The organism is Streptomyces mauvecolor, assembly GCF_039532965.1.
GTDB lineage: Bacteria > Actinomycetota > Actinomycetes > Streptomycetales > Streptomycetaceae > Streptomyces > Streptomyces violascens.
In genome coordinates this window covers 131318-155600 of sequence record NZ_BAAASQ010000001.1, presented here as the reverse complement: position 1 = coordinate 155600, position 24283 = coordinate 131318, and the positions used below count along the sequence as shown (strand labels likewise).

Sequence of the window (24283 nt, the reverse complement as noted above, 5' to 3'; positions counted from 1 at the left end):
CCGCCCCCGCCGGCCCGGGCGGGCCCACCCCCGAGCCCGGCCGCCGCCGTACACTCCGCGCTCGCCAGCACCGCAGCGGATCCCCAAGGCCCTGACCCCAGCCTCCAAGCGGCAGGCGACGATCCCCGGGGCAACATGATCAGGCTGATGCTGCGGGACAGCGACCACACCCTGATCGCTACGCGAGGCGTGAGGTGTGAGGCGCGAGCTGACTGGCATACGCTTCGACCAAGCCACCATCTTCGCGCCAGATGAATCCTGCCGTGTCGGGGTGTCAGTGGGGCCTGGCAGCATGCCGATCATGAGCCGCATCATTTCGTTCAACACCGCCGACCAGGCAGACGTCGTGGCGTTCCTGGGGGCAGCCGCGAATCTCACGTCAGAGCAGCAGCGCCTTCTGGGCTACATGCGCGACGACGCGGACGAGCACCAGCACGACCTGGACCGTGAGGGCATCGACTGGGGCCTTTCGGTCCCCGACGCGTTGGAACATCTGATCGCCGGTCGCGCCGACTCGGAGGCCGAGTGCGCGGGCAATGCCTACTACAGCGCGCTGCAGCACATCATCGACGCCAACGCCTCCGACCCCTCCGAACTCGGCGTCTACTCCAAGCCGTCCACGTTCTTCGGCCTGATGGACGACGAGCTGCGCCGCCTGGGCGTGAGAGCCCACCTGCTGCCCCACGGGTACCTGTTCACCGGACCGCCCGCCTCGATCCCCTTCCCCATCCCCTGTCCCGTGGACGGCTCGCCCGGCATCGGCATGCTGGCACTGTCCAAGGCCAAGCCCGCCGCCGACGCCTACCGCGCGGTCCTCGACCAGATAGACCCCGACTTCACCTATGACCTGCAACTCCTGGCCGAACGGCTTGAGTTCGAGCACAACGAATGGCAGGACAGCCAGGACATCGACTGGTACACCCAGGACACCATCTTCTTCTCCATCAAGGGCTGACCTGCCGGGCCGGTGCTACGGGAGGTGCTGGCGCTACCCGCGGGAGGGGGATAGCTGATGACGGTAGCGATTGACCGGGCCACCGAAGCAGACGTCGAGGTGATCTCGGAGATCTTCGGAGAGATCGAGGCCTACGGCGTAGCTCCGAAGAACGACAAAGTGTTCTACCGCATGGAGCTGTAGGGCTCCCGGGCGGGAGCCAGTCTCCTGACGTCGAAGCAGGTTGCCCTCATTGGGCGGGCGCGCCAGCGGGGGCCGGGTGGCCGGCGGCCTTGCCGGTGGCGTCGCGGCGCATGGCAGTCATGCCCAGGTCGGCCAGGCGTGGAACGAAGGTGACGTCCAGTGGTTCGGTGGGGTGGAGCAGGCCGCGCCCGCAGCTCTCGGCGAGCCATACCTTGATCTCCGCGTCGGGGTAGGCGGGGTTGACGCCGATCTCTCCTTTGGGGAGGAAGCCGTTGAACGGCGTCGCGATTCCGAGGCTGTTCCAGTAGTTCCATGCCGGGAGGGCTTTGGCCTGCTCGAAGGCGAGGTAGAGCTGCGGGTACCTGTCGAGGATCCGCATTTCGCGGAAGACCGACTGTCCCAGCAGGGATGGTGCGGTCAGGGTGAGTTCGTCGAACCTCCCCTCGCGGAAGCTGTAGGCGGTTACGTCCTGGTGGGGGGCGAGGGCGATGGCCGCGAACAGATGGACCAGGCGGTCGCGGGTGTAGACGGCGACGTTGGACACCAGGTGGGGTTCGATGCGGGCGATGAGTTCGCACAGGCGGGTGTGGTCGGGGTGGAAGCGGGACAGGTCGAACAGCTTGTCCATTCCGGTCACCGCCGAGAAGGCCAGCCGCTTGTAGAGACGGTTGTTCATCTCTCCGGCTGCGGCGCATTTCCTGGTCTCGGGGCTGGTGGAGTGCAGCATCAGGTACTCGGAGAGGACCTCGAAGTACAGGTAGCCCAGGAACGGCAGGCTGGGTACGGCGGCGGCGAGCTGGTCGAGGAAGGCGGCCGGCGGCGTGCGGGTGCCGGCCGCGTTGGCCAGGAGCAGGTCGAGGAACGGGGCGGTGCGGCGGATCTGTTGTTCGGCGGTGTGCCGCAGCCGGGTGTCTTCTGGCTCGGTGAGGAAGCTGCGGTGTTGGAGGTAGGTGCGCAGGTGGATGCGGCCCAGGCGAAGGTAGTCGATGCCTTTGGCCGAGGCGGGGCGGGCGGGGGTGACCTGGACGGTCAGGGTCCGGGTGTGGGGTTTGGTCTGGAGCAGGTAGGCGCCCAGGTTGTGCGGGCGCAGGCCTGCGGGCTCGGGTGTCAGTGGGGCGCAGTACAGGGCGGCGACGAGGCAGCCGGAGGAGACGTGGAGCTGGCCGCTGCGGCGGATGGCGTCGAGTGCGGTCGTGGTGTGCATCAGGTGGATCGGGCGGCCGCTGGTCAGGGTCTTGGTCATGGTGTTGTCGGTCAGGAGCCGGCCGTTGGGGGTGTCGTGGAGAAGGCGGTGCTGCCAGTCGGTCTCGGTCTCGGCGAGGCCGGAGGGTGCCTGGCGGGTCGGTGTTTGGGTGTGGTCGGTGTGGGCGTCGTCGAGTTCGTGGTCCACGGTGGGTTCTCCTACAGGCCGCGGGTGAGTGTCTGGTGTGCGTGGTGCAGGGCGTGGGCGTTGGCGGTGCCGTCGAGGCGGGCTCTCTCGCTGCGGGTGACGAAGGCGCAAGCGGCCGCGGGTGCCCAGGGCGGCGGGCGGCGGCGTAGTCGGGAGGTATCGGGCCACCAGCGCTGGAGCGGCAGGCGGTAGCGGTCCAGGCAGTCGGCCGCCTTGAGCACGTCCACCAGCAGCGGGGATGCCTGGTAGGCGCGTTGTTGCCGGTCGGTGAACTGTTCGTACGGCACGTCGTGCAGGGCGATGGCGGTCGCCGCGCGGTGGAGGGCTTCTTGCGGCAGTGGGCGGCCGAGGGCGTTGGTGACCGCGTCGGCGTTGGCCAGGAGGAAGGTAGCCGCGCGCTGTCCGTGGCCTGGGTCGTCGCGGTCGTTGCGCCGGCGGCAGTCGTGGACGGCGCCCGCGGCGCAGGCTGCTGCCGTGTCGTGGGCGTCAAGCCGGTACTCCTGGGCCAGGAGTGAGGCCAGCAGGCTGACGCGGGCGTTGTGGCGCACGCCGTGGTTGGAGTCGGTGGCCAGGTCCTGGCGGGTGAACCAGGAAGACGGCGGTACGAGCATCAGCCCGGGCCGTGGGAAGCTGGGTGCGGCGTCGAAGTTCGCCGGCCGGTTGCTCACAATCCACTCCAGCGTCACGTGGTCCATGGGCTGGTGGGCGGGCAGGCGGCGCTGCTGGGCGAGTTCTCGCAGGCTGGCATGGGCCCGCGGGGCTCGTGGGGACACGGTGTTCCTTCCACGGACAGATGGGTGCGGCGGGCGTGAAGCTGGGTGTGGCGATCCTGACCATGGGCACGCGGCCCAAGGAGCTGGCGGATCTGCTGGCTTCGGTCCACCGGCAGACGCTTCCGGCGGCCCGGACCGTGGTGGTCGCGCAGGGCTGCGAGGTGCCGGAACTGCCGCCCTGGGTCGAGACAGTTCGTCTCGCGGAGAACCTTGGGGTGACCGGCGGCCGCAACGTGGCGCTGGCTCACCTGCGCGACATGGACCTGGTTCTCGACCTGGATGACGACGGCCTGCTGGTTTCCGACGACGTTTTCGCCACCATCGACACGCTCTATGCGGCGGAACCCGAGCTGGGCATCGTCGGCTTCCGCATCGCGGACGAGACCGGAGTGACCCAGCGCCGGCACGTGCCGCGGCTGCGGGCAGCAGACCCGATGCGCGGCGGGTTGGTGACCGGGTTCCTGGGCGGCGCGCACGTCCTGTCGCAGAAGATGCTCAACCAGGTGGGCGACTGGCCGGACGCCTTCTTCTTTGCGCACGAGGAGACCGACATGGCGTGGCGGGCGATCGACGCCGGATGGCGGGTCCGCTACGCGCCTCAGCTCCTGTTGCAGCACCCGCGCACGTCTCCGGCCCGGCACGCCTTCTTCTACCAGGTCAACGCGCGCAACCGGGTCTACCTCGCCCGCCGTCACCTCCCGGCTCCCCTGGTTCCGGTGTACCTGGGCGTGTGGGTGGTGCTGACGGTGGCCCGGACCCGCAGCCTTGGCGGGCTCCGGGCGTGGTTCGGCGGGTTCGCCGAGGGATGGCGCACCGAGTGCGGGCGGCGCAAGCCGATGCGCTGGCGCACCGTGTGGAAACTGGCCCGCCTCGGCCGGCCGCCCGTGATCTGACTCCTTCATGCCGCGGCCGGGGCCTCGGTCTGGGCAGCGGTGCGCAGCCAGGCAGGGATTGCCTCGGGGGTCTGTTCCAGCCAGCGCACATAGCGGTCCACCCCGTCTTCGACGGACACCTGAGGCACCCAGCCGAGCAGTTGGCGCATCCGCGTGGTGTCCGCGCAGCCTCCGAGCGGGTCGTCCAGCGGCCGGGGCGTCTCGATCAGCCGTGCCTCGGGGTAGTGGCGGCGCACCAGGTCCGCGACGCGTCGGATGGAGGTGGCCTGTCCCGTGCCGACATTGAGCGTCCTCCGGTGCGCGGCGCCGGTGACGGCGGCAAGCAGGGTCGCGTCCGCGATGTCGTCGACGTGCACGAAGTCGCGGACCTGGGCGCCGCCACCGTTGAGATGCAGGGGCAGGCCGAGCGCGGCCCGCATCGCGAACCAGGCCACCACCCAGCTGTGGCTGTTCTCCTTCACCACCTGCGGCTCGCCGTAGACGGAGAAGTACCGCACGATCGCGTACGAGTCGGCCGCACCGCTCAGGGCCAGGGCACTCTGGTGCTCGCCCCACAGCTTGGTGTTGGCGTAGACCGAGCCCGGCGTGAGCGGGTCGCTCTCGCTGAACCGGGCCTGCCGGTCTGCTGATCTGGAGCCGAGGCCGTAGACGCTGGCCGACGAGACGAAGACCAGTCGCTGGAGCGTGGCCGAGTGCCGGGCCGCGGCGTCCAGCACGGTCTGGGTGCCGTGGATGTTGGCGGTGAGGGCGGCCGCGGGGTTGCGGGTGCAGGCCGCGACGTCGGCCAGGGCGGCGGCGTGGATGACGAAGTCGCTGCTTTTGACCAGGTCGTCGATCAGCGGGGCATCGGTGATGTCGCCCACGATCACATCCGGGTCGCGCGGGGAGATGTTGAAGACGGAGGAGTAGACGGATGAGCCGTAGGCGTCCAGCCGGCCCACGGCCAGCGGCCGGGCGCCCAGGGCGCGAAGCCGGTGCACGATGCGGCTACCGACCAGGCCGAACCCGCCCGTCACCATCACCGTCGCGTCCTTCAGATCATCAAAGCGGTCCGCGGTGTTCACGCAGCTCCACCCCTTTCATGCGTCGAGGCCGCGCCCGGTGTGCGGCACGCCCCCAGAACAGCAGCGCACCCGCACGCGCCCCAGGGGAAAACTGTGTGTCCGGTGTGTGCTCGCGTGGCCAACCGCCCGCGGCCCGCTGCGCGGTGCGGCATGGTGGAACAAGAAGGAGCCGATGCTGACACTCCGGGGGCGGCATGGAAATGGACCGGCATCCGCTGGCCTACCTGCGCTGGCAGCGTCACTGGTCGATGGACGACCTCGCCCGGCTTCTGCGTGCCCAGGCCGGGGCTCTTGGGCTGCGCAGCGGCATCGACCGCAACCGGATCTGGCGCTGGGAGCACGGCACCACACCCGATGCCGACAGCCAGCTTCTTCTCGCCCGCCTCCTGGACGTGCCCGCCACGGTCATCGCCCAGCTCAGGTGGCCCCTCTGGCTGCCTGTCTTCGAACAGCCCGCCGCATTCAGCCCGTCGGGAAGCCGAGCAGCCCTGAGAGAGGTTCAGGTCAACCGCATGGACCGACGATCCTTCCTGGTCTTCAGCAGCAGCGCCTTAGTCGATCTCGCCGCGAACTGGGCCCGCATCGAGCCCAGTCACCTCTGCCACGCCCTCGACGGCCGCGGCATCGACACCGAACTGCTGAACTGGCTGGAACAACGCGCCGGCGAGCTGAACGCGATGGCCTGTGGGCCCGGATCGCCCGTCCCCGCGCTCATCGACGCCCACCTGCACACCGCGATCGAACTCATCGCGCAAGACCGCTGCACCCTCCCCCAGCAACGACGCCTGCACGCCGTCACGGCCGCCCTCGCCCATCGCGCCGGCTGGCTCCGCTTCGACGCCGACCGGCACGCCGATGCCCAACGACACTGGCAAGCCGCCGTCCACGCCGCCCACCAGGCCGGCGACCGGGACCTGGCCGCGGTAGCACTTTCCGACCTCGCCTACCAGGCAACCTGGCTCGCCCGCCCCTCCGACGCCCTGCGCGTCCTGGAACACGCCAGCTCCCGCACCCGCACACCCGCCGTCCGCTCCCTGCTCGACGTACGCCGCGCCCGTGCCTGCGCGGTCCTCAAAGACCGCTCCGGCACCACCCACGCCCTCGCCTCCGCACAGAACGAACTGGAGCACATGCGCCCCGAATCGACCCCCGCGGTCGTCTCCTGGATGTCCGTGGCAGACGTCAACGCAGACGCCGGACGCTGCTGGCTCGACCTCGGCGACCCCAACAGCGCCGGCACCGCCATCGGCACCGGCCTGGTCGAACTGGACCCGCGCCGTGCCCGCACCAAAGCCGTCTTCCTGACCTACCGAGCCGAAGGCGCCCTCCACCGTCACGACGCCGCCGCAGCCGCCGCCGATGCCCGCACCGCACTCGACACCGCACTCGACACCGGAGCCGCACGCTGCATCGACCACGTCTCCGCACTCATCGCACGCCTGGACAAACGCAGCGAGCGCCCCATCGTCGAACTCCGCGAATACGCCCACGCCCGACTGGCCTGATCAACAACGCGTCCTCCTCCTACGAAGCGACGGCGACGGCTGCGTCGTGCCGCCTGTCGGCGTACTCCCCAACGCGACCAGCGAGCCAACGAGGTACGTCCCCACCCTGCAGGTGGTCGCGCGCACGCCGGGAAGGTGGAGCCGCCCGGCTCTTCAGGGTGCGGGCCACGACGAACCGTCAAGCTCCCCAGGGGCGTCACTGCGCGATGGGCCAGCTGCTCCGCGACAACCAAAAGGGGTGTGGGGCTGAAGTGCATGCCTGCAGCCGGATGCCGCAAAGAGCTGATCTACGCTCGCTGCATGGGCCTGTGCATGGAACTCCTGATCATCGACTGCACGTACATAGAAGCGGCGCCAGCCGAGTTGAAGGCCGACCTGGTGGAGACCGCTGCGTTCGGCAGTGACGACGACTGGGAGGCCGACCGGCCGGAAGGCTGGACCTGGCCGGACGCCGAGAATGGCCCCTGGTACGCACGCTACGAGTTCCGCAACACCCTCACCTCGTACAAGCCGCACTTCTGGGCCGGTGAACGCTGGGACAAGATGCGAGGATTCGTCCGCCCCGGACTGCGCACGGCACTCGACGAGTTCAGTGCTCCGTTGTTCTGGGGCGAATACAACTGGGAGTTCGCAGACCCTCCCTTCACCCCCGCCGTCCCCGGACGGGAGAACCACTGGTGCCCAGAGGCCCTGCGGTGGCTCCTCCCCGAGGACGTGGCAGCCCTCCACCACTTCTGGCCCCAGGTCGAGCCCGGCCTGCCGTCCCTACGCGAACCCTTCGAACAGCACGTCGCGAGCCCACGGGGTGGATCAACGACTTCTCGTCGTTTGCCGCCCTCGTCACCGAATGGGGGGAGGTAGTCACCGAGGCTGCGGTGCGCGGGTGGGGCATCATCGGCCTGAAGTGCTGACATAGACCCCGAGCAGCACTGGCGACGCCGACCGTATGGCGGCCGAACAGTCGACCTCGTTCCCCTGTACGTCGCTGAGGAGCACGGCCTGTACCCCGACACCGCCCGTTAAACCGGGCTCCATCCGGCTTCTGCTGCCAGGGCGCGCCAGGCCAGGTACACGGTGTGCCCGGGAGTCAGCGGCGCCGTCGGCGGTTGCTCGGGATGCAGGCTGGCCCAGAGTCGGCGCCGTAAGTCGGCACGGATCCGCTCCGCCTGCCAGGAACCCAGTTCCTTCGCGAAGACCTGGAAGGTCCGTCCGGCGGCCGTCGACCACAGTAGCGCCATCACATCGTCCGGAAGCTGCCCAGGATGCGGGGGTTCAGGTGGGGCGACCAGGTGGTGGCGTAGCCCGAGCGCGACAAGACCGGCTCGCGTGGTCTGATGCCCCACCCGCCTGATCAACTTACGGACGCACCACGCCACTTCGTCAGTCCCGGCGCCGAGCGCCTTGGCCATGGAGCCGTCCGTCCCGCCGACAACCAAGAGATTCAGGACTGCCCGTTCCGGCGTGGCAAGATTCTTGAGGCCCGCGGGGCAATCGCCATCGAGGACTCCAGGCGGAATGACCCTGCTCAGGACCGGACGGGCAGCGTCGGTCGCACTTGTGGATCCGCTACGGGTTCGCCGCGCAGCGTGGGTAGTGAGTGCCGGATGTGCGGTGTGGCCGCTCATGACGCGCGGCTCAGCGACGTCGGGTGCGCTGGTGTCTGCCTTGCTCCCCTCCGCGTACGCGCTCACTGCAGCTCTGCCGGTTCGTCAGCAACCAGACCGAGGAGTGTGCGGCACTGGCGGGCGAGGTCACACACCGCGCCGTAGGCGACTTCAGGGTCACCGGGCAGGCCGGCCGCGGCTTTGTCCCGGATGAAGAGGAGGGCGAGCGCTACGAGTTCTGCATACGGGGTGCCCACGTGAGGCTCGGAGGCGATGCGTTCGGCCATGGTGGCGGTGAGCAGGATCAGATACTCGCGCAGGCGCTCGTGCCAGCGGGTGATCCTCTCCCGGGAGGGCACCCGGGAGCGGGGTTCCAGGATGGTGGAGATCGTCGCGCTGATCTCGGCGGCGTCCAGCGGCACTGGAGTTTCGGCCTCGTGGCCGGCCATGACGCAGGGCTGCTGCGGGGCCTTCGCGGGAGGGCCGGAAAGGATCACGGTTCGTTCCTCCGGTCGACCTCGACCCATAAGACCGACTTCTTGGTGTCGCCGGTCAGGTCGTGTCCGAAGCGGACGGCCGCGTTGGTGAGGGTGGCGAGCAGCCGGGTGTGGGCTGTGGCGCTCAGGTCGTCGGGCACGTCGGCCTCTATGCGGATCAGGTCGGGGGTCTCGTCGGTGCGGGGTGTCGTGCCGAGTTCGGTTTTCAGCATCGAAGCGAGCGCGGTGGCCGCGGTCCTCGCCGACGAGTTCACAAGTCCCCCCGCACGCGGTTGATCACGTAACGTAGCGCTAATGCATTAGTTTGTTCCTAATGCATTAGCTTGTCAACCGGGACGTCAGCACCCGCCCCACCACCGTCGTTCCGAGCAGTACGGAGATCCCGCATGGTCCCCGACGAGCCGCCGCCGTATCAGAAGGTCGCCGACGATCTGCGCCGCAGGCTGGCCGCTGGGGAGTGGGCCGTCGGTGACAAGCTGCCCTCCCGTGCCCAGCTCGCCGCCCATTACAAGGTCGGCCCCAATGTCCTGCAGAAGGCGCAGGAGCGCCTGATCATCGAAGGGCTTCTTGAGGGCCGGGCGGGCGTCGGCACCTATGTGCGGGTGCCGCGCGAGCGGCGGCGCCTGGTCCGCTCCCGCCACCGGGAACGGCGTGGGATCGACCCGTTCGAGGCCGGTATGGCTGAGCTGGGCATCAGCGGCAGTTGGGATGCCCATTCACAGGCCCGTACTCCTGCTCCGGACGCGATTGCGCAGCGGCTCGGCATCGCCCCAGGGGACCTCTGCGTGCGCACCGCCTACGAGTTCCTCGCGGACGGCCGGCCCGTGCAGACCTCCGTCAGCTGGGAGCCCATGGCGATCACCGGGGATACGCCTGTGCTGCTGCCGGAGATGGGGCCGATGGCGGGCAAGGGGGTGGTCGAGCGGATGCAGTTCATCGGGATCACCGTCGGTGAATGTGTCGAGGTTCCCCGGCCCGCCCGTGCCACGCAGGCGCAGGCCAACCTGCTCGGCATCAGCCTCGGCGACCTCGTCCTGGTCATCGAGCGCACCTACTACGACACCGACGGCCGCCCCGTGGAAACCGCCGACATCGTCGTCCCCGATGTCCGGTGGGAAGTCGCCTACGAGTACGGCGTCCAGCCCCGCACCGAGTAGTTCAGCTCGACGGGCATCGTCGGCTTTGAGGCCTGCGCGAACTGGGGACCCCGGTCAGCGGCTCCTGGCGCGCGGTGTCGCACCCCGGGCAGCCGGCTGGGCGGCCGCGGCCCGGGGCTCGGTGGAAGTGCCCGCCCGTGGGGCCTGCAGCGTCCGGTGCTATTGCCGGGCGAGGCCGGCGGGGTCGATCTCGAAGGGGAACGGGGCCTCGGTCCGGGTGACGGTCCCGGGGAGCGCGATGGCGGTTTCCGTGTACCGGCCGCTGTCGAGTTCGCCGATGATCAGGCGGGGGGCCGGGTCGAATTCCAGGCGCCAGTAGTGCGGGATGCCGGCTTCGGCGTACAGCAGGGGCTTGAGCTTGCGATCCATCGTCTTGTTGCCAGGCGAGACCAGCTCAATGACCAGTTGGACCGCGTCGGCGTCGATACTGACCTGGTCCTCTGCAGTAGCGCCCGCGTCGGCGACGACGATGTCCGGCACGACCAGCCCGGAGGGCAGCGTGACGTTGATGGCTTCAAGCACCTCGACCGGAGCCCCAGCGGCCCGGGCTGCGGCGTCGAGGGCGACATGGAGCCGGAAGCTGGCGCGCTGGTGGCGCAGGCCGGGAGCGGGGGACATCACAAGTGACTCCCCGAGCAGCTCGTAGCGCACGGTGCGGTCTTCGGGCAGGGCCAGGACGTCGGCGACGGTCCAGGGCCCGTTGTGGTGCGTGAAGCTGGCAACGCTCATTCCTTCCACCTCCTCATCGCGTGGCACTGACCAGTGTGGCCTGCCAGGCGGCTGATGTCTTGGGGCAATTGCGCGGTCCGCCGGGTGGCGGTGTCCGGTTCAGCCGCCGTGGCGGCCCTGGGCCAGGTCGCGTCGCAGGTCGTCCAGGGTACGGCCGTCCGGCAGCTGCCACAGGGTCCAGCCGTTGATGACATTGCCCGTGATGGCCTCGGCGGCCTTGGACGGGGAGGGGAACACGGCGGCCTGGCCATCGACGATGAGCTGGCCGTCGCCCGTGACCACGGCGCGCCCCTGGCGGCCTGCCCGTCGCTGGTGGAACGCGAGGACGGCGCCCTCTGCGAGCAGACCCGCCTTCATGAGGTCGGCGAGCGGTCCGTGCGGGACCGCGGGCGCCGCAGGAGTGCCAATCCGGTCTCCTCCGCCCAGGGAGAGCGTGACGTGGACGGTGTCGTCCCCGCCGGCCTTGACGAGGTGGGCGAGCACGGCGGGATCGAAGTGGATGCTGAGTGTGGGCATGCGCGGCTCCCGGGTCGGCGAGGGCTGGCGACCGGCCCTGTCCTCTGTATCTGCTTCGAATCACAGACGTCGAGAGCTTATCTCTACTTCGTGTACCAGCGGTAGAGCAGTGGTTGGCGTCCGGCAGCCATCCCTGCACGCCCGCACCAACTCCCCTTTGCTCGCCGCCTGGCGTCCCGTGGCTCGTGATGCGGGGCGCCGGGCACGGTAGGGAATATCACGGGAGTGATATAAGTTCTCCTTAACTACTGAGAGTTAGAGATTTGCTGAGTGGTTGGGGGCTTGGATGGGCGACAGGGCCGCGGCACCGGTGGTACTTGCCGAGGGTGAGTACCAGGAGATTCTCGGCACTCTGATCCTGCCGGAGCGGACCCGGGGCGCGGTCCGGCAGGATCGTCCGGTGGTGGTGTTCGTCGCCGGGCAGGGCGGCAGCGGCAAGAGCTTGGTGATGGACCTGGTGTGCGTGGCCCTTGCACGGCGCGGGGGTGCGGTGCGGGTGGACCGGGACGCATACAAGGACGTCCATCCGCACTACCCCGGCTTCCTGGCGAAGGATGTGCGCACAGCCGGGGTGTGCGTGCGGCGCGAGACCTATCGGTGGCAGGCAGAGGTCGAAGCTCATGCCCGGGCGGCTCGGTACGACGTGGTGGTGGAAGAGGCCCTTCCCGATCCGGCCGCATGGCGAGCCTCGGCGGCCGCCTACCGCCAGGCCGGGTACCTCATCGAGTTCGTGGCGCTGGCCGTGCCCGAAGCGGTCAGCCAGCTGGGGCTGTTGGACCGGTATCTGCGGCTCGCCGACGAGGGACCGGGCCCCCGGTACGTGTCGTGGGAGAACCACGATGCCTGCGCGGCGGCGCTGCCGTCCGTCCTCGCGGACATCGAGGCCGAGCGTCTCGTCGACCGGGTCGTCGTCGTCCGGCGCGGCGCCGAGGTCGTCTACACCAATCAACTCGGCCACGGCGGACAGTGGATCCGCCCGGCGGGGGCGCGTGAGGCGCTGCTCGCCGAGCGGGCCCGTCCCTGGGACGCGGCGCAGACCGGCGTGTTCCGCCAGCAGCTCGCGGACGCCGACCGGCGTGCCCACGATCCGAGGCTGCCGCGAGACTGGGCGCTGGCGGTGCGGGGCAATGCGGAGCGCGCGGCCGCGCTCGCCGAACCTGTCCGGCGTATCGCGCAGCCGCGGCGCGAGGCGCCCGGGGTCGACTACCACCGCCTGTCTGCCGACGAACACGCGTGGATCTTCGATGAGTTGATCGTTCCGAATTACCTGAGCGACATCACCCCGCAGGACGCGCCGGTCGCCTTGTATGTGATGGGCCCGCAGGGCGCCGGCAAGTCCTACGCGGCCCGGGTGCTGCACCGCGCGCTGCGGCTGCGCAGGCCCACTCGCATCGAGGGTGGCCTCTTCAAGTCGATGCACCCGGACTACGGGCAGCTCCTGCGCGAGCAGCCGCGCACTGCCTCGGCCCGGATCAGGGCCGATTACCGGGGATGGCAGGAGCGGGCCGAGGCCTATGTACGGGAGCGCCGGGGCGATCTGCTGATCGAGATTGCTCCGGACAGCGTCGGCCACTTCCTCAACAGCGCGCGGCGCACCCGTCGTGCGGGCTACCTCGTGGAGCTGCTGGTGCTGGGGGTGCGGGCCGCGGACAGTCGGCTGGGCACCGCGACCCGGTGCGCCAGCCTGGCGCGCCTGGGTGTGGCTCCCCGGTTCACCGAGGGCGCTGCGCATGACCAGACCTTCGCCGTCGTGGCCGACGTGGTCCGCGCGGCCGAGCACGATCCCGGCACGGTGGCCTCGGTCTCGATCATCCGCCGGGACCTGGCCGCGGTGTACCGCAACGAACGCACCCCGGACGGGGCTTGGGTCCGCCCGCCCCGGGGCGGGTACGTCCTGGAGGCCGAGCAGCAGCGCCCGTACACGACGGCCGAAGCCGCCCAGTTCCTCGCCGCCCTGCGGGGCGTGCAGAGCGTGCTGCCGCAGTACCGGAAGGATCTGATCGAGATCGCCGCGCTGGCCTGGCCTCTGATGCCCGCCCCTCTGCAGCCGCGCCCGCTGGCCTCCACCCTCACCCCGGCCCGGCTGCCGTTGCCGCACCCGCGCTCCGGCTACTGGCCGTCCAGCTCCTTGGCGCGGGCCGCGTAGCGGGCCGCGATCTCGTCCGCTTCCTGCGGGCCGGCGCTGTTCAGGGCCTTCCGGTCGGCGGCGCAGGCCGCCAGCCCGTCCTGCAACGCCTTGAGGCGCTCGGGGTCGGGCCGGTCGGCCCGCCGTTCCTTCATGATCTGTCCCGCGTACCAGGTGTTCACCACCTGGATCAGCTGCTCGGTGTCCTCGCGGCTCAAGTGCTCTGACAAGGGATGTTCCTTCGCGTATCGGGAATGTGATGAGGCGTCATTGTCCCTGGCCGAGACGGTGCGCCCCGACCGACCGGGTTGCCGAAAGGAGCCGCGCCGCCGGACAAGGGCGCATAGGTTGATACCGCTGATGATCATCTATGGGGGGATCCGTGGCCGACGACCTGCGCGCGCTGTTCAGCTCCAATGACGCCTCGTCCTTCGACACCGACGAGGCGTTCACCAATCGCGGCCACCAGTGGGCGATCGTGGCGGCCGCAATCGAGGAGCATCTGCAGCGCCTCGCCGACCCGGCCTTCGATGTCGAGGACTTGGAACGGCCGCGCGCCAACCTGGTGGTGTTCCACGGGGTGGGAGGGGTCGGCAAGTCGACGCTGATGCGCAAGCTGGAGGCCGCCCTCACCACGGATGACGCTCGCCCGCCCCAGTGGGGCGCCCCGGCCTGGACGCGCCGGCTGCTGCCGATCCGGATCGACCTGGCCCGTTCCGCCTCGACCGGCGCGGACTTCGAGCGGGTGATCCTGACGATCCGTCTCGCGCTCGCCGGGGAGCTCGGGCGGGCGTTGCCCTCCTTCGACGTGGCGTTGCGCCAGTACTGGGAGCACACCCATCCCGGCGAGCCGCTGGATGAGTACATACGGCGCGGCGGCCTGGCGGGCAGGTTCTCGGCCATGCTGCCCCAGCAGATGCAGTCCGCAGTGAGCGAGGTCGCCGGCGCGCTGGAGCTGCCCGGCCTGGTGGGGTCCGCGGCCGGGCAGGTCACCGCGGCCCTGGTAAAAGCGTTGCGTGCGCGCCGCGAGCACGCGGTGGCCCTGGCCGGCGCCTCGCGTACCGCCGCCCTGCTGGAAGCCACCCCCGACCTGGAGGCCCTCTCCTACTATTCGCACCTTCTGGCCTGGGACCTCAGCCGTCTGCCCGCGAAGAAGAGCGTGGTCCCGGTCGTCCTGTTGGACACCTGGGAGGACACCGCCGACCGCCACCGCGATCTGGAGCGCCTGCTGCAGCGACTGGTCTGGCTCCTGCCCAATGCCCTCTTCGTGATCAGCGGCCGCAACCGGCTGCAGTGGGGCGACCCCGCGCTGCACGGCCAGCTCGACTGGACCGGACCTTTCGCCTGGCCGGGCATCGATGCCCCGACTCCATCGCTGGTGGCCCATGCCCGCACCACGGTTCCAGGAGGCCGGCAGCATCTGATCGGGGACCTGTCCGCCGAGGACTGCGACGCCCACCTCGCCCGCCGCCTGGTCAAGGACGGCCAGCCGCTCATCGGCGCCGACGTCCGCGCAGTGATCACCGCCCGGTCCCACGGACTTCCTCTCCACCTCGACCTCGCCGTCAGCCGCTTCCTGGAGATCCGGCGCACCGGCCGCACCCCCGTCCCCGCCGACTTCGACCACACCTTTCCCGGCCTCCTGGCCCGGGTGCTGTCCGACCTCACTCCGGAGGAACGGCACGTCCTGCGCAGCGTCTCGCTGCTCGACGCCTTCAACCTCGACCTCGCCACCCAAGCTGCCGGCTTCACCCACCAGGCACCCGCCCGGCGCCTGGTCGACCGGCCGCTCGTCACCCACAACCCATACGCCCTGTGGCCCCACCACCTGCACGCCGCGATCCGCACCGCCGTCCACGACGACACCCACAGCGAGGACCGCTGGGCGCCGGCCGAATGGCACCAGGCTGCCGCCCGCGCCCTGGCCGCCCTCGGCGACCAATGGCGGAGCGCCGCATCCCTCGGCCCCAGCCGAATGCTCCTCGTCGCGTGTCTGCGCCAGGCACTGCGCCTGGCCCGTGACTACCGGCTCACCGACCTGGGCTGGCTCACCGACGCCGCCTTCGCCTACACCAGCGACTCGGTCTGGGAACCCCTCGCCCCGCCCCCCGGCCCGGACGGAAACGATCCGGGACTGGACACCCCGGCCGACGCCCTGGCCGAGCTGCTCACCGCGATCGCCCGCCGCCAGCGCGAGCACCGGTCACGGACCATCGACCGCCTCACCGCGGTCCTCGACAGCCACCTGCTGCCCGCCGAACTCACCCAGATGGCCCTGTACTACCGGGCCAAGGCATACAAGGACCTCGACCGCACCGGCGACGCCCGTACCGGGATGCAGGAAGTCGCCGACGCCGGCGGCCGGTTCGCCCCCCAGGCCCGCCGGGGCCTGGCCAACCTCGCCCGCATCGGCGGGGACTTCCCCACAGCCCTGGCCGCCGTCCCCACCCTGGGCTGGAAAGGCCGCCACTACCGCGTTCTCGGTGACATCCACTGGCCGCACGGCAACATCGACGAGGCAATCACCGCCTTCGAAGCCGCACGCGCCGAGGCCGAGCAGCACGACGCCGCGGGCGAGCGCGCCATGGCACAGGTCCGCCTCGCCCTCGCGACCTCTTTCAGCGACCCCGTCCGGGCCGACGACGAACTCGCTCTCGCCCACCAGCTCCTCGACGGCCTCGACCAGCGCGCCAACACCCTCCTCGCCCAGATCGCCGCCCTGATCAAGGACGCCGGAACCGACCGCGACATCGTCGACCGGGCGCACGCCCTGCAGGCCGAGGCCACCACCGCCGGGCTCCCCTACCTCACCCGGTACCTGGAGCTCGGCCTCGCCCTCCACCACGCGGTCCGCGGCACGACAGTCGAGCTGGCCGCCACCATCGGCCGGCTCCACGAACTCACCGGCGGTGGTGACTTCGGTTTCTTCACCGACATCGCCCACTTCATGGCCGATCTTCCGCTCCCCGAGCCCGGCTCCCGGACCCGGTGGCTCGACGGCGAACCCGCCGTCCGCGAGCGGTGGCACACGCTGCTCGCCGCCCGCCGCGCGTACGTGCACGCGCCGTCGTAGCGGGCCCTCACGCGATGCGCGGGGGCAACGAGTGGCGCCGAGGACCTCTGCGGGAGCCGGGCGATGTCCGAGGTGACTGACATGATCCGCTGCATGAACACCTCGACCACCGTCAGTTGGGTCACCGACCCGATATCCGCTGTCCGGCACGCGCAGACATTGCACAGCATCGACGGCTGTTGGACCCGAGCCGACGTGGAGCGCCTCGTAGACGTGCACCCGGACTGGAAGATCCGGCGGGAATTCTCCGACCTTCTTGTCGTCGGCCTGGAACCATCCGAGCGGCATGCCGGCCTCGGCCCAGAGCTGTTCTTCGACAAGCGAGCCCCCAAGAGCCCTGACGTCGGGCGAGTGCGACTGCCTCTCGTCGAGTTCGGCCTCCAGACCACTCTGGCAGATCGGACGGCGGCCCTGCGGGAGCTGGCCGCTGCGCTCTCGGACATCGGCCAGCCCACGCCCGTGCCGGCAGCCGCCGACGGTTTCGGCCTGCGCTGGCAATCCGACGCCCGCACCATGCTCTTGCAGAGCAACCAACGCCGCGCCTGGGTATCCATCCAGCCCACCGGACCGAACACCTCCCGCCTGACTTCCTCAACGCAGTCGCCGCCCTCGTACCCCTGCTGCACGACAGCGCCGCGGGAACGTGCGGCCGATCTGGCGTCGAACAGCGGATCGCCACAACGCCGGGCTGGTCCGTGGAATTCGACGAAACACAGGCCCGAGCCCTCATCAAAACCGCCGACCCGGACGGCCAGGTGATCCTCATCGGCTCTGCCGGGCATCACGACCGCTACAACCGCCTGCAGCTCTACTCCTTTGCCACGGCCCCGGCGTTGGAGCAGCGCCGGGATGTCTTCGGCGAGATCTTCCGGGCGGTGTGCGGTGTCATCGGCGAGCCGACGATTCTCGGCGGCGGGCCGAACGGACCGGATGTCCGCTGGAGGAACGCGGGCCCCCGGGCGCGGGTCCTGCGCCTGCGGGCGGACACCCGGAACATCTGGATCGAGACCGGCTTGGCCGAGGAACTCGAAGACGAGGAACTCACCACGTTCGAACACGGAGGGTTCGGGGGTTCCAGCGGGCCGAGCGACTTCCCGCATCTGCCCTACACCTGGCAACTCATCCACCTCGGGCCGGGCGACACCGCGGAGTACCTGCCGGGAGGCCGACTGGCTTCGACCCTGCCACACCTCCAGGAGGCGCTGAAGACCCTGGTGAAGGTGTGGATCGAACAACTCCCCATCCAACAGCCCGGCAAGAAGGCCACGTTCACGATCGCGAGCAGCGGCATCAAGGGCGGCCTCTCCTTCGCCTACGACCCCGCCAAGGGCATCCTGCTCCGCATCGGCAGCCGCACCGGCGACTCCGTCGACGGGCTGCGGCGATGAGCACACTGGGCTGGGAGGCGTCAGGAACTCGCTGGAAGGCCGAGTTCAAGAACCCGACCGAGAGCACCGCCGGCGAGGTGGCCGCCCTCATCGTCGGTGAGCTGGCAGCCCGTAACCTCACCGATCCCCTGGACCTTGTGGCCAAGCGCGTGGCGATCGGGCCCCACGGATTCCTCCGGACAACCGGCCTCGGGATCGCCTCGGGGTGAGAGCAGACCGCGGACCCCGAAGGCGCGGAGATCACTTTGAGGGCAGGCCGCAAGACATGGACCTTCAGACCCCGGCCGTGCAGAAACGCACGCCTCCCAGAACGGCAGCGCGTCCGGCACCCGGTGGCGTACGCACGACGCCATCGGGTCCTCCTGCGCACGGCGTGTGGAGAACCTGCGAACCCGCGTGCTTCGGCCACAGACCTGGGGACCACCGGGCGAAAACTGCAGGGGCACGCGGAAGCGGAAGGGCACGGAGACCGTCTGTCACTCTGCGCCCCAGCAGGAGGCTCGCCTACCGTGCGTGGCGGAACCGACCACCAGCTCATCGGGGAAGAGCCGCTCGCCCTGCCTCCCGGGCCTCGTTCAACGCCTGGTCGAAGGCGCCCGTGATGACCTCGGCCTGCGCGGCGATGCCGTGGACCTCCTCGATTGCGTGCTCGTCCCCGGCGGTACGCGCCACAAGATCAAGTACTTGGTCGCTCCGGTCGTTGAGGTAGTGGATCTGCTGGAGTTCCTCGTATCGTGCGTCCGCTTCCGCGGTCTGCTGCGCGTAGTCCTCCAAGGCCCGCACGCGGCAGGTGATCCCGCGCAGACTGGCGTCCAGTGCGCGCCGCCGGTCCCGCAGCACGCTGATCAGGGCGGCGCCCTGTGGATGGTCGGGTTCCTGGCGGCACAGTTTGCTGTACAGGGCCAGCGACAGCGCGATCTCCCACAGCTGTGCGGGGAGCATGTACGCGTTGGCGTCGCGGTCGATCAGATCTTCGCGGTGTACCCGGGACGCCACGATGGCGTGCTGGGCGTGGTGGGCACGGGCGAGCAGGTGCCAGGCATCGTCGGTGAGTTCGTCGGCTAGCACGTAGCGGCCGTGCGCGGCGGTGAGTGCCCTTCGTCGGCTGTCGATCGCGTGGTCCAGGGCTGCGAGGAAGGCGACCACGGCGACGAGCAGGGCGGTGACGGTCACTGCGGTGCGCACGTAGGGCACGGCCGTGTGGGCCCACTTCTGTTCGAGCGCTGCGAGGGTGGTCCTGCTGCCGCTCGATGGGGCGCTGGCCCGGTCCAGGACGTGGACGAGCATCGCGCCGATGGCGACGGGGATGCTGCCCTTGAGGAGCACGGGCAGGGCGGACCTGAGCGGTGAGTGCAGCCGGGGGCGGGGAGGCGTGTCCGTGCCGGCCGGGACCAGCAGGGCGCGGGGTGCCCGCTGGATCAGGGCGCGCTGGCGCGGGGGCAGGCCGGGGTCGATGACGCGGTCGGGCACCGGGAACGCGTCGGTCTGCTGGGGCTCGGTCACTGGTCGGCTCCTCGCGGGTGGGCGGACGGGGCGGTGGGGCAACCGAGTCCGGGGCCGGCGGCTGTGGGGCGCGGGCTCCAACCGGGATGGTCCAGCTGCTGGAGATGGGCCGCGGCCGCGCGGTACGCGACCGCGGCCTGGTGGAGTGCGTGGGTCGCCTCCTCGATCAGTGCATCGGGCAGGAGTTCCGGTTCCGGTGCGCTCTGGACCGCCGGCTCCGTGGTCTCGGCTGTGCCCTCGCCTGATCCGGTGCGGGTGATGCGACGGTCCCGCTCCTGCTTCGCGGCTCGGGTTTCGACGGCCTGACAGGCGAGTTGGGTGAACAGGTCCTGGCAGGTACGGAGCCGGACGCGGACGGAGGATGCAGCGGGCTGGGTAAGCAGGCCGGCGATGTCCCACAGCAGGTGGTGGCCGAGCTCGACGGCCTGGGCCAGTTCGGGCGTCTCGTGGTCGTCGGCAGCCTGAATGATCTGGTGGCAGACGATGAAGGCCTGCATCTCCCGCAGTCCGGTTTCGTGTCGGATGATGCGTGCGTGCCCCTGGGCCCGCGCGTCAAGGCGCCCGGGCAGGTGCTCGGCGAGCGCGGGGATGAGCAGCATCAGCGGCAGGCCGATGTCGGGCAGCAGTCCGTTGGCCATCGCCGCGCCGACCAGCGTCAGCGAGGCGAAGGCGGCGAGCGCGGTGGTGCTGGTGATCCAGAACCGGTAGCGCGCATCGAAGTAGATCCGCAGCGGCGGTCGCCGGGTGAGCCAGCGGCCGGCCAGTCGCGCGGTACGGGACGGCGTCGGTGACAGCACGGCGACCTGCAGCGGCACGACCGGTGTTTCTTCGGACAGCGGAGCCGGCCAGCGCAGCCATCCCCAGTCGGTGCGCTCGTCGATCCGGGTGAGCTCCTCCCCGCGGTGGCCTTCCTGTCGGTAGCCGGGTCCTCCGTCGAAGGCCGAAGCCTTGATCCGGGGCTGGGTCTGCTGGAGTTCGCGCTGCCAGCGGCCGGGCTCGCTGGTGAAAGGGCGCAGTTCCGGGTCCGGCAGGGGGTGGTGGGGTGCGGTGGTCATGGTCTCCTCGGTCCGCTCGAAAAGGGGCGTGCGTGTGATGGAGGTTCAGGTGCCGCTCGGCGCCGCCGGGTCCCACGGGGCAGCGGCGAGGGTGCAGGGGGTGCAGCGGCCGTCACTGCTGGGGTGGGCGCGGCGCGGGGTGGGTCCGGTGCAGGTGGTGCATGGCGGCCAGTTGAGGCAGGCCGGGCAGAGGTCTTCTCCCGGTGCCGGGCCGGGGTTGCCGCAGGCGGCGCATTCGACGAGCACGCGGCGGGCGACGGCCTCGGCCGGAGATCGGTCGGCGGCCCCCGCCCCTGTCCGCTCGCAGACGGTGAGCCCGGCGAGGTGGGGCGTCGGGGTGCTCTGGGCGGCACGGAGCCGGGCGGCGATGATCGCGGCAACCGACGTACGGACCGGGTGGGGCAGCGGGCGGTCGGCGATGACGTGCTCGAGCTGCTCGGCGCTCCAGCCGTTCGCCAGAAGGGCGGTGGCGATCTGCCCCTGGTCACGGAGCGCCGATCCGGTCAGCAGCAGGTTCGGGTGCTGCATCCCGATGGCGAGCAGCAGCCGGACGCCCGCGGTGGCCTCGATCTGATCCGGCGCCTCGGGCGCCTCGGTGGGGGCCGGGGTGTCGTCGTTTTCGCGCGCGGGCGCGGTACGGACGGACGGATGGACGGGATTGGTGTTCTGCTTGTTGGTCTTCTTTCTCTTGGTGTTCTTTGGTGCCGGATCAGCCAGAACAGGGTTATCCAATGCTGGATTTCCCGTCATTGGCTGCGACCTGCGCGTTTGCGGCACCAGGACGGTCGGGGCCGCATCCCCCAGCAGGTCGTACAGATGCGCGGGCATGTCGGTGATGGCATAGACGGCTTCGCCGAGCGTCCCGTCCTCGTTCCGCTCACGGTCGCGGGTCAAGTAACCGTGCTGCTCCAGCTCCTTGAGGCCGCTGTTGACCGCGTCCCGTCCGTCGGTGGCGCACCTGGCGAGCTCGGCCACGGTGACCCGCCAGCCGTCCCGGTGGGTGGAGATCAGTCCGAACAGGCCCTTGGCCTTGAAGCTGATCCGCGGGTCGCGGAAGAGGGCGTTGGAGATCTGGGTGAAGCGGTCCCCGGCCATCGTTCCGCGCCGAATCCCCGCCCCGTAGCCGCTCATCGAGAGCCTCCAGCCGACGGCACGGCAGGTCGGCGGGTGCCGGAACCCGCAGTCGGTGAGGCGGTGATGTCCGGGGCGAGCGGCGAGGCGTCGTGCGCATGTTCCATGCCTTGAGTCCACCCGCGCCCTCCGACCGGAACGCCGACCGGATGCCCCCACCAGCCGTCACGATCCGATGACGTTCCACGCCGCGCACCATGGAGGGACCGGTGGAGGGGCCCCTCCACCGGGGTTGCGCACCGGAGGGACCCGCTGCGCGGGTGACTTCCGCGCCGTCAGCCGGGCGAGGAGCATGAGCGGTGGAGCAAGGAGGTGCCACGGTGTCGCATCCCAACGGCCACGGACCGCAGCCCGAAGACCCCGAAGAGATCCCCTCGTCCCCCTCCTCGCAGGATCCCTCGGAGAACGGGCACCACGATGACGACCCGTCGCCCCCGTCCACGGGCGGACCGGAGTTGCAGTGAGCATCGACTTTCCCGTACTGCGCCACGCGTGCGCCGAGGCGCTCACCGCCCGCAGCGCGTTCGACGGAGCGCCGGGCTTGCGGGCGGCGTTCGAGGCGGTGCCCCGGGAACGGTTCGTGCCCACCCGGGTCTGGCTGCCCGAGCGCGACGCTGCGGGACGGTGGCGGGTGTTGGACCGGCAGGCGGAGCCGGTGGAGTGGGCGCGGCGGGTGTACGACCCGGACACCGCGTTGATCACTCAGCTCGACGACGGGGCAGCGGAGCCAGTGGCGCCCGCGAAGGGGGTGTTTACCTCCTCGCTGTCGTGCCCGTCGGTCGTGGTGTGGATGTTGCGCCTGCTCGGCCGGGTGGAGGGGGCGGTGCTGGAGATCGGCACCGGCTACGGCTACGGGACGGCTCTGCTGCGGGCTTGGCTCGGGACGGTCCGCCTCACCACGATGGACATCGACCCCTCGATCGCCGCACAGGCACGGCGGGTCCTGGCCGACGGCGGCTGGGAGGCCGACGTCATCACCGGAGACGGCGAAGCGGGGCACACGGCGGGCGCACCGTATGTCGGGATCATCACGACCGGCAGCGTGTACCGGATCCCTCCCGCGTGGCCGAACCAGCTGTCCGCGGGCGGGGTCCTGGTGGTGCCGGTCGCCACGCCGTTCGGCACCGACGCCCTGCTGCGCCTGGTGGCCGACGGGAAAGGCGGCGCCACGGGCCGGTTCGTCGGCGCGGTGGCGTTCATGCGGCTGCGCGGACAACGCGAACCCGAACCATGGTCGGCCTACGGCTGGGGCCGGCTCCCCGACTACGGAATGACACTCTCCACGGACGGCGCCGAGCAGCGCATCTGGCTCGCCCCCCGCTGACCGGCCAACCCGGGCGGTGCGCAGTAGCGGTGTGAGCGAAGCGCGTCGGCCGGCACCGGTCCGTCACCGCGCTGCGCACCGCCGGATGCGCAGTAGGCCGGCTCGGCTTCCTGACGACAGGTTGCGCACTCGGTCACCGGCTCTCCTCACCGTGCGCGTGCGCAGCCGTCCCTTCAGCTCAACGGCCCAGCCGGACCCGGGCAGGTGCGCATCGGCCCACGGAGCGGGAAGCGCGCACCGCCGATGGGCTCCTCGGGCGCCAGCCATCGACGGACCACACGACCTCCGGGGTGGAGCCCGTCGCGCGCCGGTGGCTGAACGAGGAGACCGCCGTGGAGGGGGCAGTGGAGGGGCCCCTCCACTGCCCCCTCCACGGTTTTGTGGCCGCTTCGTGACCTTGGAGGGGGCAGATCGGTCGGCGAATCGGTCGGAGGTGACGGGTTTCGTCCAGGTAGCAACACACCGCTTCTACCTGGGAGTTCCACATGTCTGCTGCGACACGGTCCTCGGGCGGCCAGGAGCCGCCGATGGCCGCGGGGGTAGCCCTGGCCCGGATGGCCCGTCAGGTCCGGCTCGGGCGCTGGGGGGTGTGGGTCGCACTCGCGTGCGGCCCTCTCGCCCTCGCGGTGGCGGCCCTGCCGTCGCCCGCCGCGCCGACGGCGGCCGCCCCGGCGCCGTCGAGCAGCACGGTGCGCACACCGGCGGCCGCCGATCCGTCCGGGTATGCCGAGCTGTACCTGGCGGCCTGGCTGCGCAGTGCCGCCTCGGATGAGAGCAGTGCGCAGGCGCGGCTCGCCCAGGCGATGGCGCCGTCCGTTGCGCTGCCGCAGCCGGCGGGTGCGCAGTCGGTGCTCGAGCGTGCAGTGGCGGTGCGCAGTGCGCACCGCGAGGGCGGGCAGTGGTCGGTGACGGTGGCTGCGCAGTATGCCGACTTCTCGGTGCGCTACTTCGCGGTGCCCGTCGTGGCCGACGCGTCGGGAGGCTCGTTCGCGGTGACGGGGGCGCCCGGTCAGGTGGCCGGCCCCACGACGGCGAAGACCCCGGAGTCGGTCTACGGGGTGGTCCTGCCGGCGAAGGGGGTGCTCGCCGCCACGGTCGCCGAGTTCCTGCGCACCTATCTCACCGGTCTCGGTCAGGTGGACCGCTACTTGGCCCCGGGGGTTCAGCTCGCGGCGCTGTCCGGGACGTCGTACACCGACCTCCAGGTCGAGCAGGCGAGCGCGATCGAGGAGGCAGCGGCCGCCGAGACGGTTCCGGCGGACGGCACCAAGACTCGGGTGCGGGTCCAGATCAAGGCTCAGGACAAGGCCGGGGCGTGGCCGCTGGCCTATGAGTTGACGCTCACCGCGCGGGCCGGCCGGTGGGAAGTCTCGGCGTTCGCCACTGCTTCGATCGCGGGCGGGGGTGGCCGGTCGTGA

General features: G+C 70.6%; 25 protein-coding genes. 13 read left to right on the top strand and 12 right to left on the bottom strand.

Annotated elements, in window-relative coordinates; all coding sequences use genetic code 11:
• The first annotated feature begins 301 nt into the window (after window positions 1-301).
• Together ABD346_RS00730 and ABD346_RS00725 are read left to right on the top strand one after the other, a co-directional pair.
• Window positions 302-955 carry a DUF7691 family protein gene (locus ABD346_RS00730; protein ID WP_344370553.1) on the top strand — a complete coding sequence of 218 codons (654 nt, stop codon included), beginning with the start codon at window positions 302-304 and terminating at the stop codon, window positions 953-955.
• A gap of 57 nt (window positions 956-1012) precedes the next feature.
• Window positions 1013-1138: a hypothetical protein gene (locus ABD346_RS00725; protein ID WP_344370551.1), complete on the top strand. Its 126-nt coding sequence runs from the start codon at window positions 1013-1015 to the stop codon at window positions 1136-1138.
• Between the two features lie 46 nt (window positions 1139-1184).
• Here the strand turns inward: ABD346_RS00725 and ABD346_RS00720 are convergent, their stop codons facing one another.
• Complete coding sequence (locus tag ABD346_RS00720; protein ID WP_344370550.1) at window positions 1185-2528, bottom strand: hypothetical protein; 1344 nt, start codon at window positions 2526-2528, stop codon at window positions 1185-1187.
• Window positions 2529-2539: 11 nt separating this feature from the next.
• Window positions 2540-3301 carry a hypothetical protein gene (locus tag ABD346_RS00715; protein WP_344370548.1) on the bottom strand — a complete coding sequence of 254 codons (762 nt, stop codon included), beginning with the start codon at window positions 3299-3301 and terminating at the stop codon, window positions 2540-2542.
• A gap of 20 nt (window positions 3302-3321) precedes the next feature.
• Between ABD346_RS00715 and ABD346_RS00710 the strand changes: the two genes are divergently transcribed.
• Complete coding sequence (locus ABD346_RS00710; RefSeq protein ID WP_344370546.1) at window positions 3322-4194, top strand: glycosyltransferase family 2 protein; 873 nt, start codon at window positions 3322-3324, stop codon at window positions 4192-4194.
• Window positions 4195-4199: 5 nt separating this feature from the next.
• Here ABD346_RS00710 and ABD346_RS00705 read toward each other — a convergent pair whose 3' ends face one another.
• Window positions 4200-5258, bottom strand: a complete 1059-nt coding sequence (locus ABD346_RS00705; protein WP_344370545.1) for an NAD-dependent epimerase/dehydratase family protein — start codon at window positions 5256-5258, stop codon at window positions 4200-4202.
• A 194-nt stretch (window positions 5259-5452) separates the two neighbouring features.
• Here ABD346_RS00705 and ABD346_RS00700 point away from each other — a divergent pair, with 194 nt between their 5' ends.
• The gene (locus tag ABD346_RS00700; protein WP_344370544.1) at window positions 5453-6763 is read left to right on the top strand and encodes a helix-turn-helix domain-containing protein; all 1311 of its coding nucleotides are present in this window, start codon (window positions 5453-5455) and stop codon (window positions 6761-6763) included.
• Window positions 6764-7063: 300 nt separating this feature from the next.
• The gene (locus ABD346_RS00695; protein ID WP_344370542.1) at window positions 7064-7624 is read left to right on the top strand and encodes a hypothetical protein; all 561 of its coding nucleotides are present in this window, start codon (window positions 7064-7066) and stop codon (window positions 7622-7624) included.
• Between the two features lie 158 nt (window positions 7625-7782).
• Here ABD346_RS00695 and ABD346_RS00690 read toward each other — a convergent pair whose 3' ends face one another.
• The 3 genes from ABD346_RS00690 to ABD346_RS00680 form a co-directional block, all read right to left on the bottom strand.
• Window positions 7783-8172: a hypothetical protein gene (locus ABD346_RS00690; RefSeq protein WP_344370540.1), complete on the bottom strand. Its 390-nt coding sequence runs from the start codon at window positions 8170-8172 to the stop codon at window positions 7783-7785.
• Between the two features lie 278 nt (window positions 8173-8450).
• On the bottom strand, window positions 8451-8864 hold the full coding sequence (locus ABD346_RS00685) for a DUF6415 family natural product biosynthesis protein (protein ID WP_344370539.1): 414 nt from the start codon (window positions 8862-8864) through the stop codon (window positions 8451-8453).
• Window positions 8861-9076 (bottom strand): hypothetical protein, encoded by a 216-nt coding sequence (locus tag ABD346_RS00680; protein ID WP_344370537.1) that lies wholly within the window; start codon window positions 9074-9076, stop codon window positions 8861-8863. Before ABD346_RS00680 ends, ABD346_RS00685 begins: the two co-directional genes overlap by 4 nt.
• Before the next feature lie 174 nt (window positions 9077-9250).
• Here ABD346_RS00680 and ABD346_RS00675 point away from each other — a divergent pair, with 174 nt between their 5' ends.
• Window positions 9251-10021, top strand: coding sequence for a GntR family transcriptional regulator (locus tag ABD346_RS00675; RefSeq protein WP_344370535.1), 771 nt, complete (start codon window positions 9251-9253; stop codon window positions 10019-10021).
• Window positions 10022-10180: 159 nt separating this feature from the next.
• On the opposite strand, the gene ABD346_RS00670 is transcribed toward ABD346_RS00675, so the two are convergent.
• Window positions 10181-10750: a Uma2 family endonuclease gene (locus ABD346_RS00670; RefSeq protein WP_344370534.1), complete on the bottom strand. Its 570-nt coding sequence runs from the start codon at window positions 10748-10750 to the stop codon at window positions 10181-10183.
• A gap of 99 nt (window positions 10751-10849) precedes the next feature.
• Entirely contained in the window at window positions 10850-11266 is a 417-nt protein-coding gene (locus tag ABD346_RS00665) for a DUF4357 domain-containing protein (protein WP_344370532.1), read from the bottom strand.
• Window positions 11267-11552: 286 nt separating this feature from the next.
• Between ABD346_RS00665 and ABD346_RS00660 the strand changes: the two genes are divergently transcribed.
• Window positions 11553-13412, top strand: a complete 1860-nt coding sequence (locus ABD346_RS00660; protein WP_344370531.1) for a zeta toxin family protein — start codon at window positions 11553-11555, stop codon at window positions 13410-13412.
• Here ABD346_RS00660 and ABD346_RS00655 read toward each other — a convergent pair.
• Window positions 13376-13621, bottom strand: coding sequence for a hypothetical protein (locus ABD346_RS00655; RefSeq protein WP_344370530.1), 246 nt, complete (start codon window positions 13619-13621; stop codon window positions 13376-13378). The two genes, ABD346_RS00660 and ABD346_RS00655, sit on opposite strands and share 37 nt — an antisense overlap.
• A gap of 152 nt (window positions 13622-13773) precedes the next feature.
• On the opposite strand from ABD346_RS00655, the gene ABD346_RS00650 reads away from it, so the two are divergent.
• The 4 genes from ABD346_RS00650 (at window position 13774) to ABD346_RS00635 (ending at window position 18061) form a co-directional block, all read left to right on the top strand.
• Entirely contained in the window at window positions 13774-16464 is a 2691-nt protein-coding gene (locus ABD346_RS00650; RefSeq protein ID WP_344370527.1) for an ATP/GTP-binding protein, read from the top strand.
• A gap of 93 nt (window positions 16465-16557) precedes the next feature.
• On the top strand, window positions 16558-17223 hold the full coding sequence (locus ABD346_RS00645; protein WP_344370525.1) for a hypothetical protein: 666 nt from the start codon (window positions 16558-16560) through the stop codon (window positions 17221-17223).
• Window positions 17160-17852: a hypothetical protein gene (locus tag ABD346_RS00640; protein ID WP_344370524.1), complete on the top strand. Its 693-nt coding sequence runs from the start codon at window positions 17160-17162 to the stop codon at window positions 17850-17852. The genes ABD346_RS00645 and ABD346_RS00640 overlap by 64 nt, the downstream gene beginning before the upstream one ends.
• Window positions 17849-18061, top strand: coding sequence for a hypothetical protein (locus tag ABD346_RS00635; RefSeq protein ID WP_344370521.1), 213 nt, complete (start codon window positions 17849-17851; stop codon window positions 18059-18061). Before ABD346_RS00640 ends, ABD346_RS00635 begins: the two co-directional genes overlap by 4 nt.
• A 325-nt stretch (window positions 18062-18386) precedes the next feature.
• Here ABD346_RS00635 and ABD346_RS00630 read toward each other — a convergent pair whose 3' ends face one another.
• Genes ABD346_RS00630 through ABD346_RS00620 form a run of 3 tightly spaced genes read right to left on the bottom strand, consistent with a single transcriptional unit; the run spans window position 18387 to window position 21541 of the window.
• Entirely contained in the window at window positions 18387-19355 is a 969-nt protein-coding gene (locus tag ABD346_RS00630) for a hypothetical protein (RefSeq protein WP_344370518.1), read from the bottom strand.
• A complete protein-coding gene (locus ABD346_RS00625; protein WP_344370516.1) occupies window positions 19352-20410 on the bottom strand; it encodes a hypothetical protein in 1059 nt (352 codons plus the stop codon). The genes ABD346_RS00630 and ABD346_RS00625 overlap by 4 nt, the downstream gene beginning before the upstream one ends.
• A gap of 45 nt (window positions 20411-20455) precedes the next feature.
• Entirely contained in the window at window positions 20456-21541 is a 1086-nt protein-coding gene (locus ABD346_RS00620) for a hypothetical protein (protein WP_344370515.1), read from the bottom strand.
• Between the two features lie 460 nt (window positions 21542-22001).
• Here ABD346_RS00620 and ABD346_RS00615 point away from each other — a divergent pair, with 460 nt between their 5' ends.
• Both ABD346_RS00615 and ABD346_RS00610 read left to right on the top strand, forming a co-directional pair.
• Complete coding sequence (locus ABD346_RS00615) at window positions 22002-22865, top strand: protein-L-isoaspartate O-methyltransferase family protein (protein WP_344370513.1); 864 nt, start codon at window positions 22002-22004, stop codon at window positions 22863-22865.
• A gap of 485 nt (window positions 22866-23350) precedes the next feature.
• Window positions 23351-24283 (top strand): conjugal transfer protein, encoded by a 933-nt coding sequence (locus tag ABD346_RS00610; RefSeq protein WP_344370510.1) that lies wholly within the window; start codon window positions 23351-23353, stop codon window positions 24281-24283.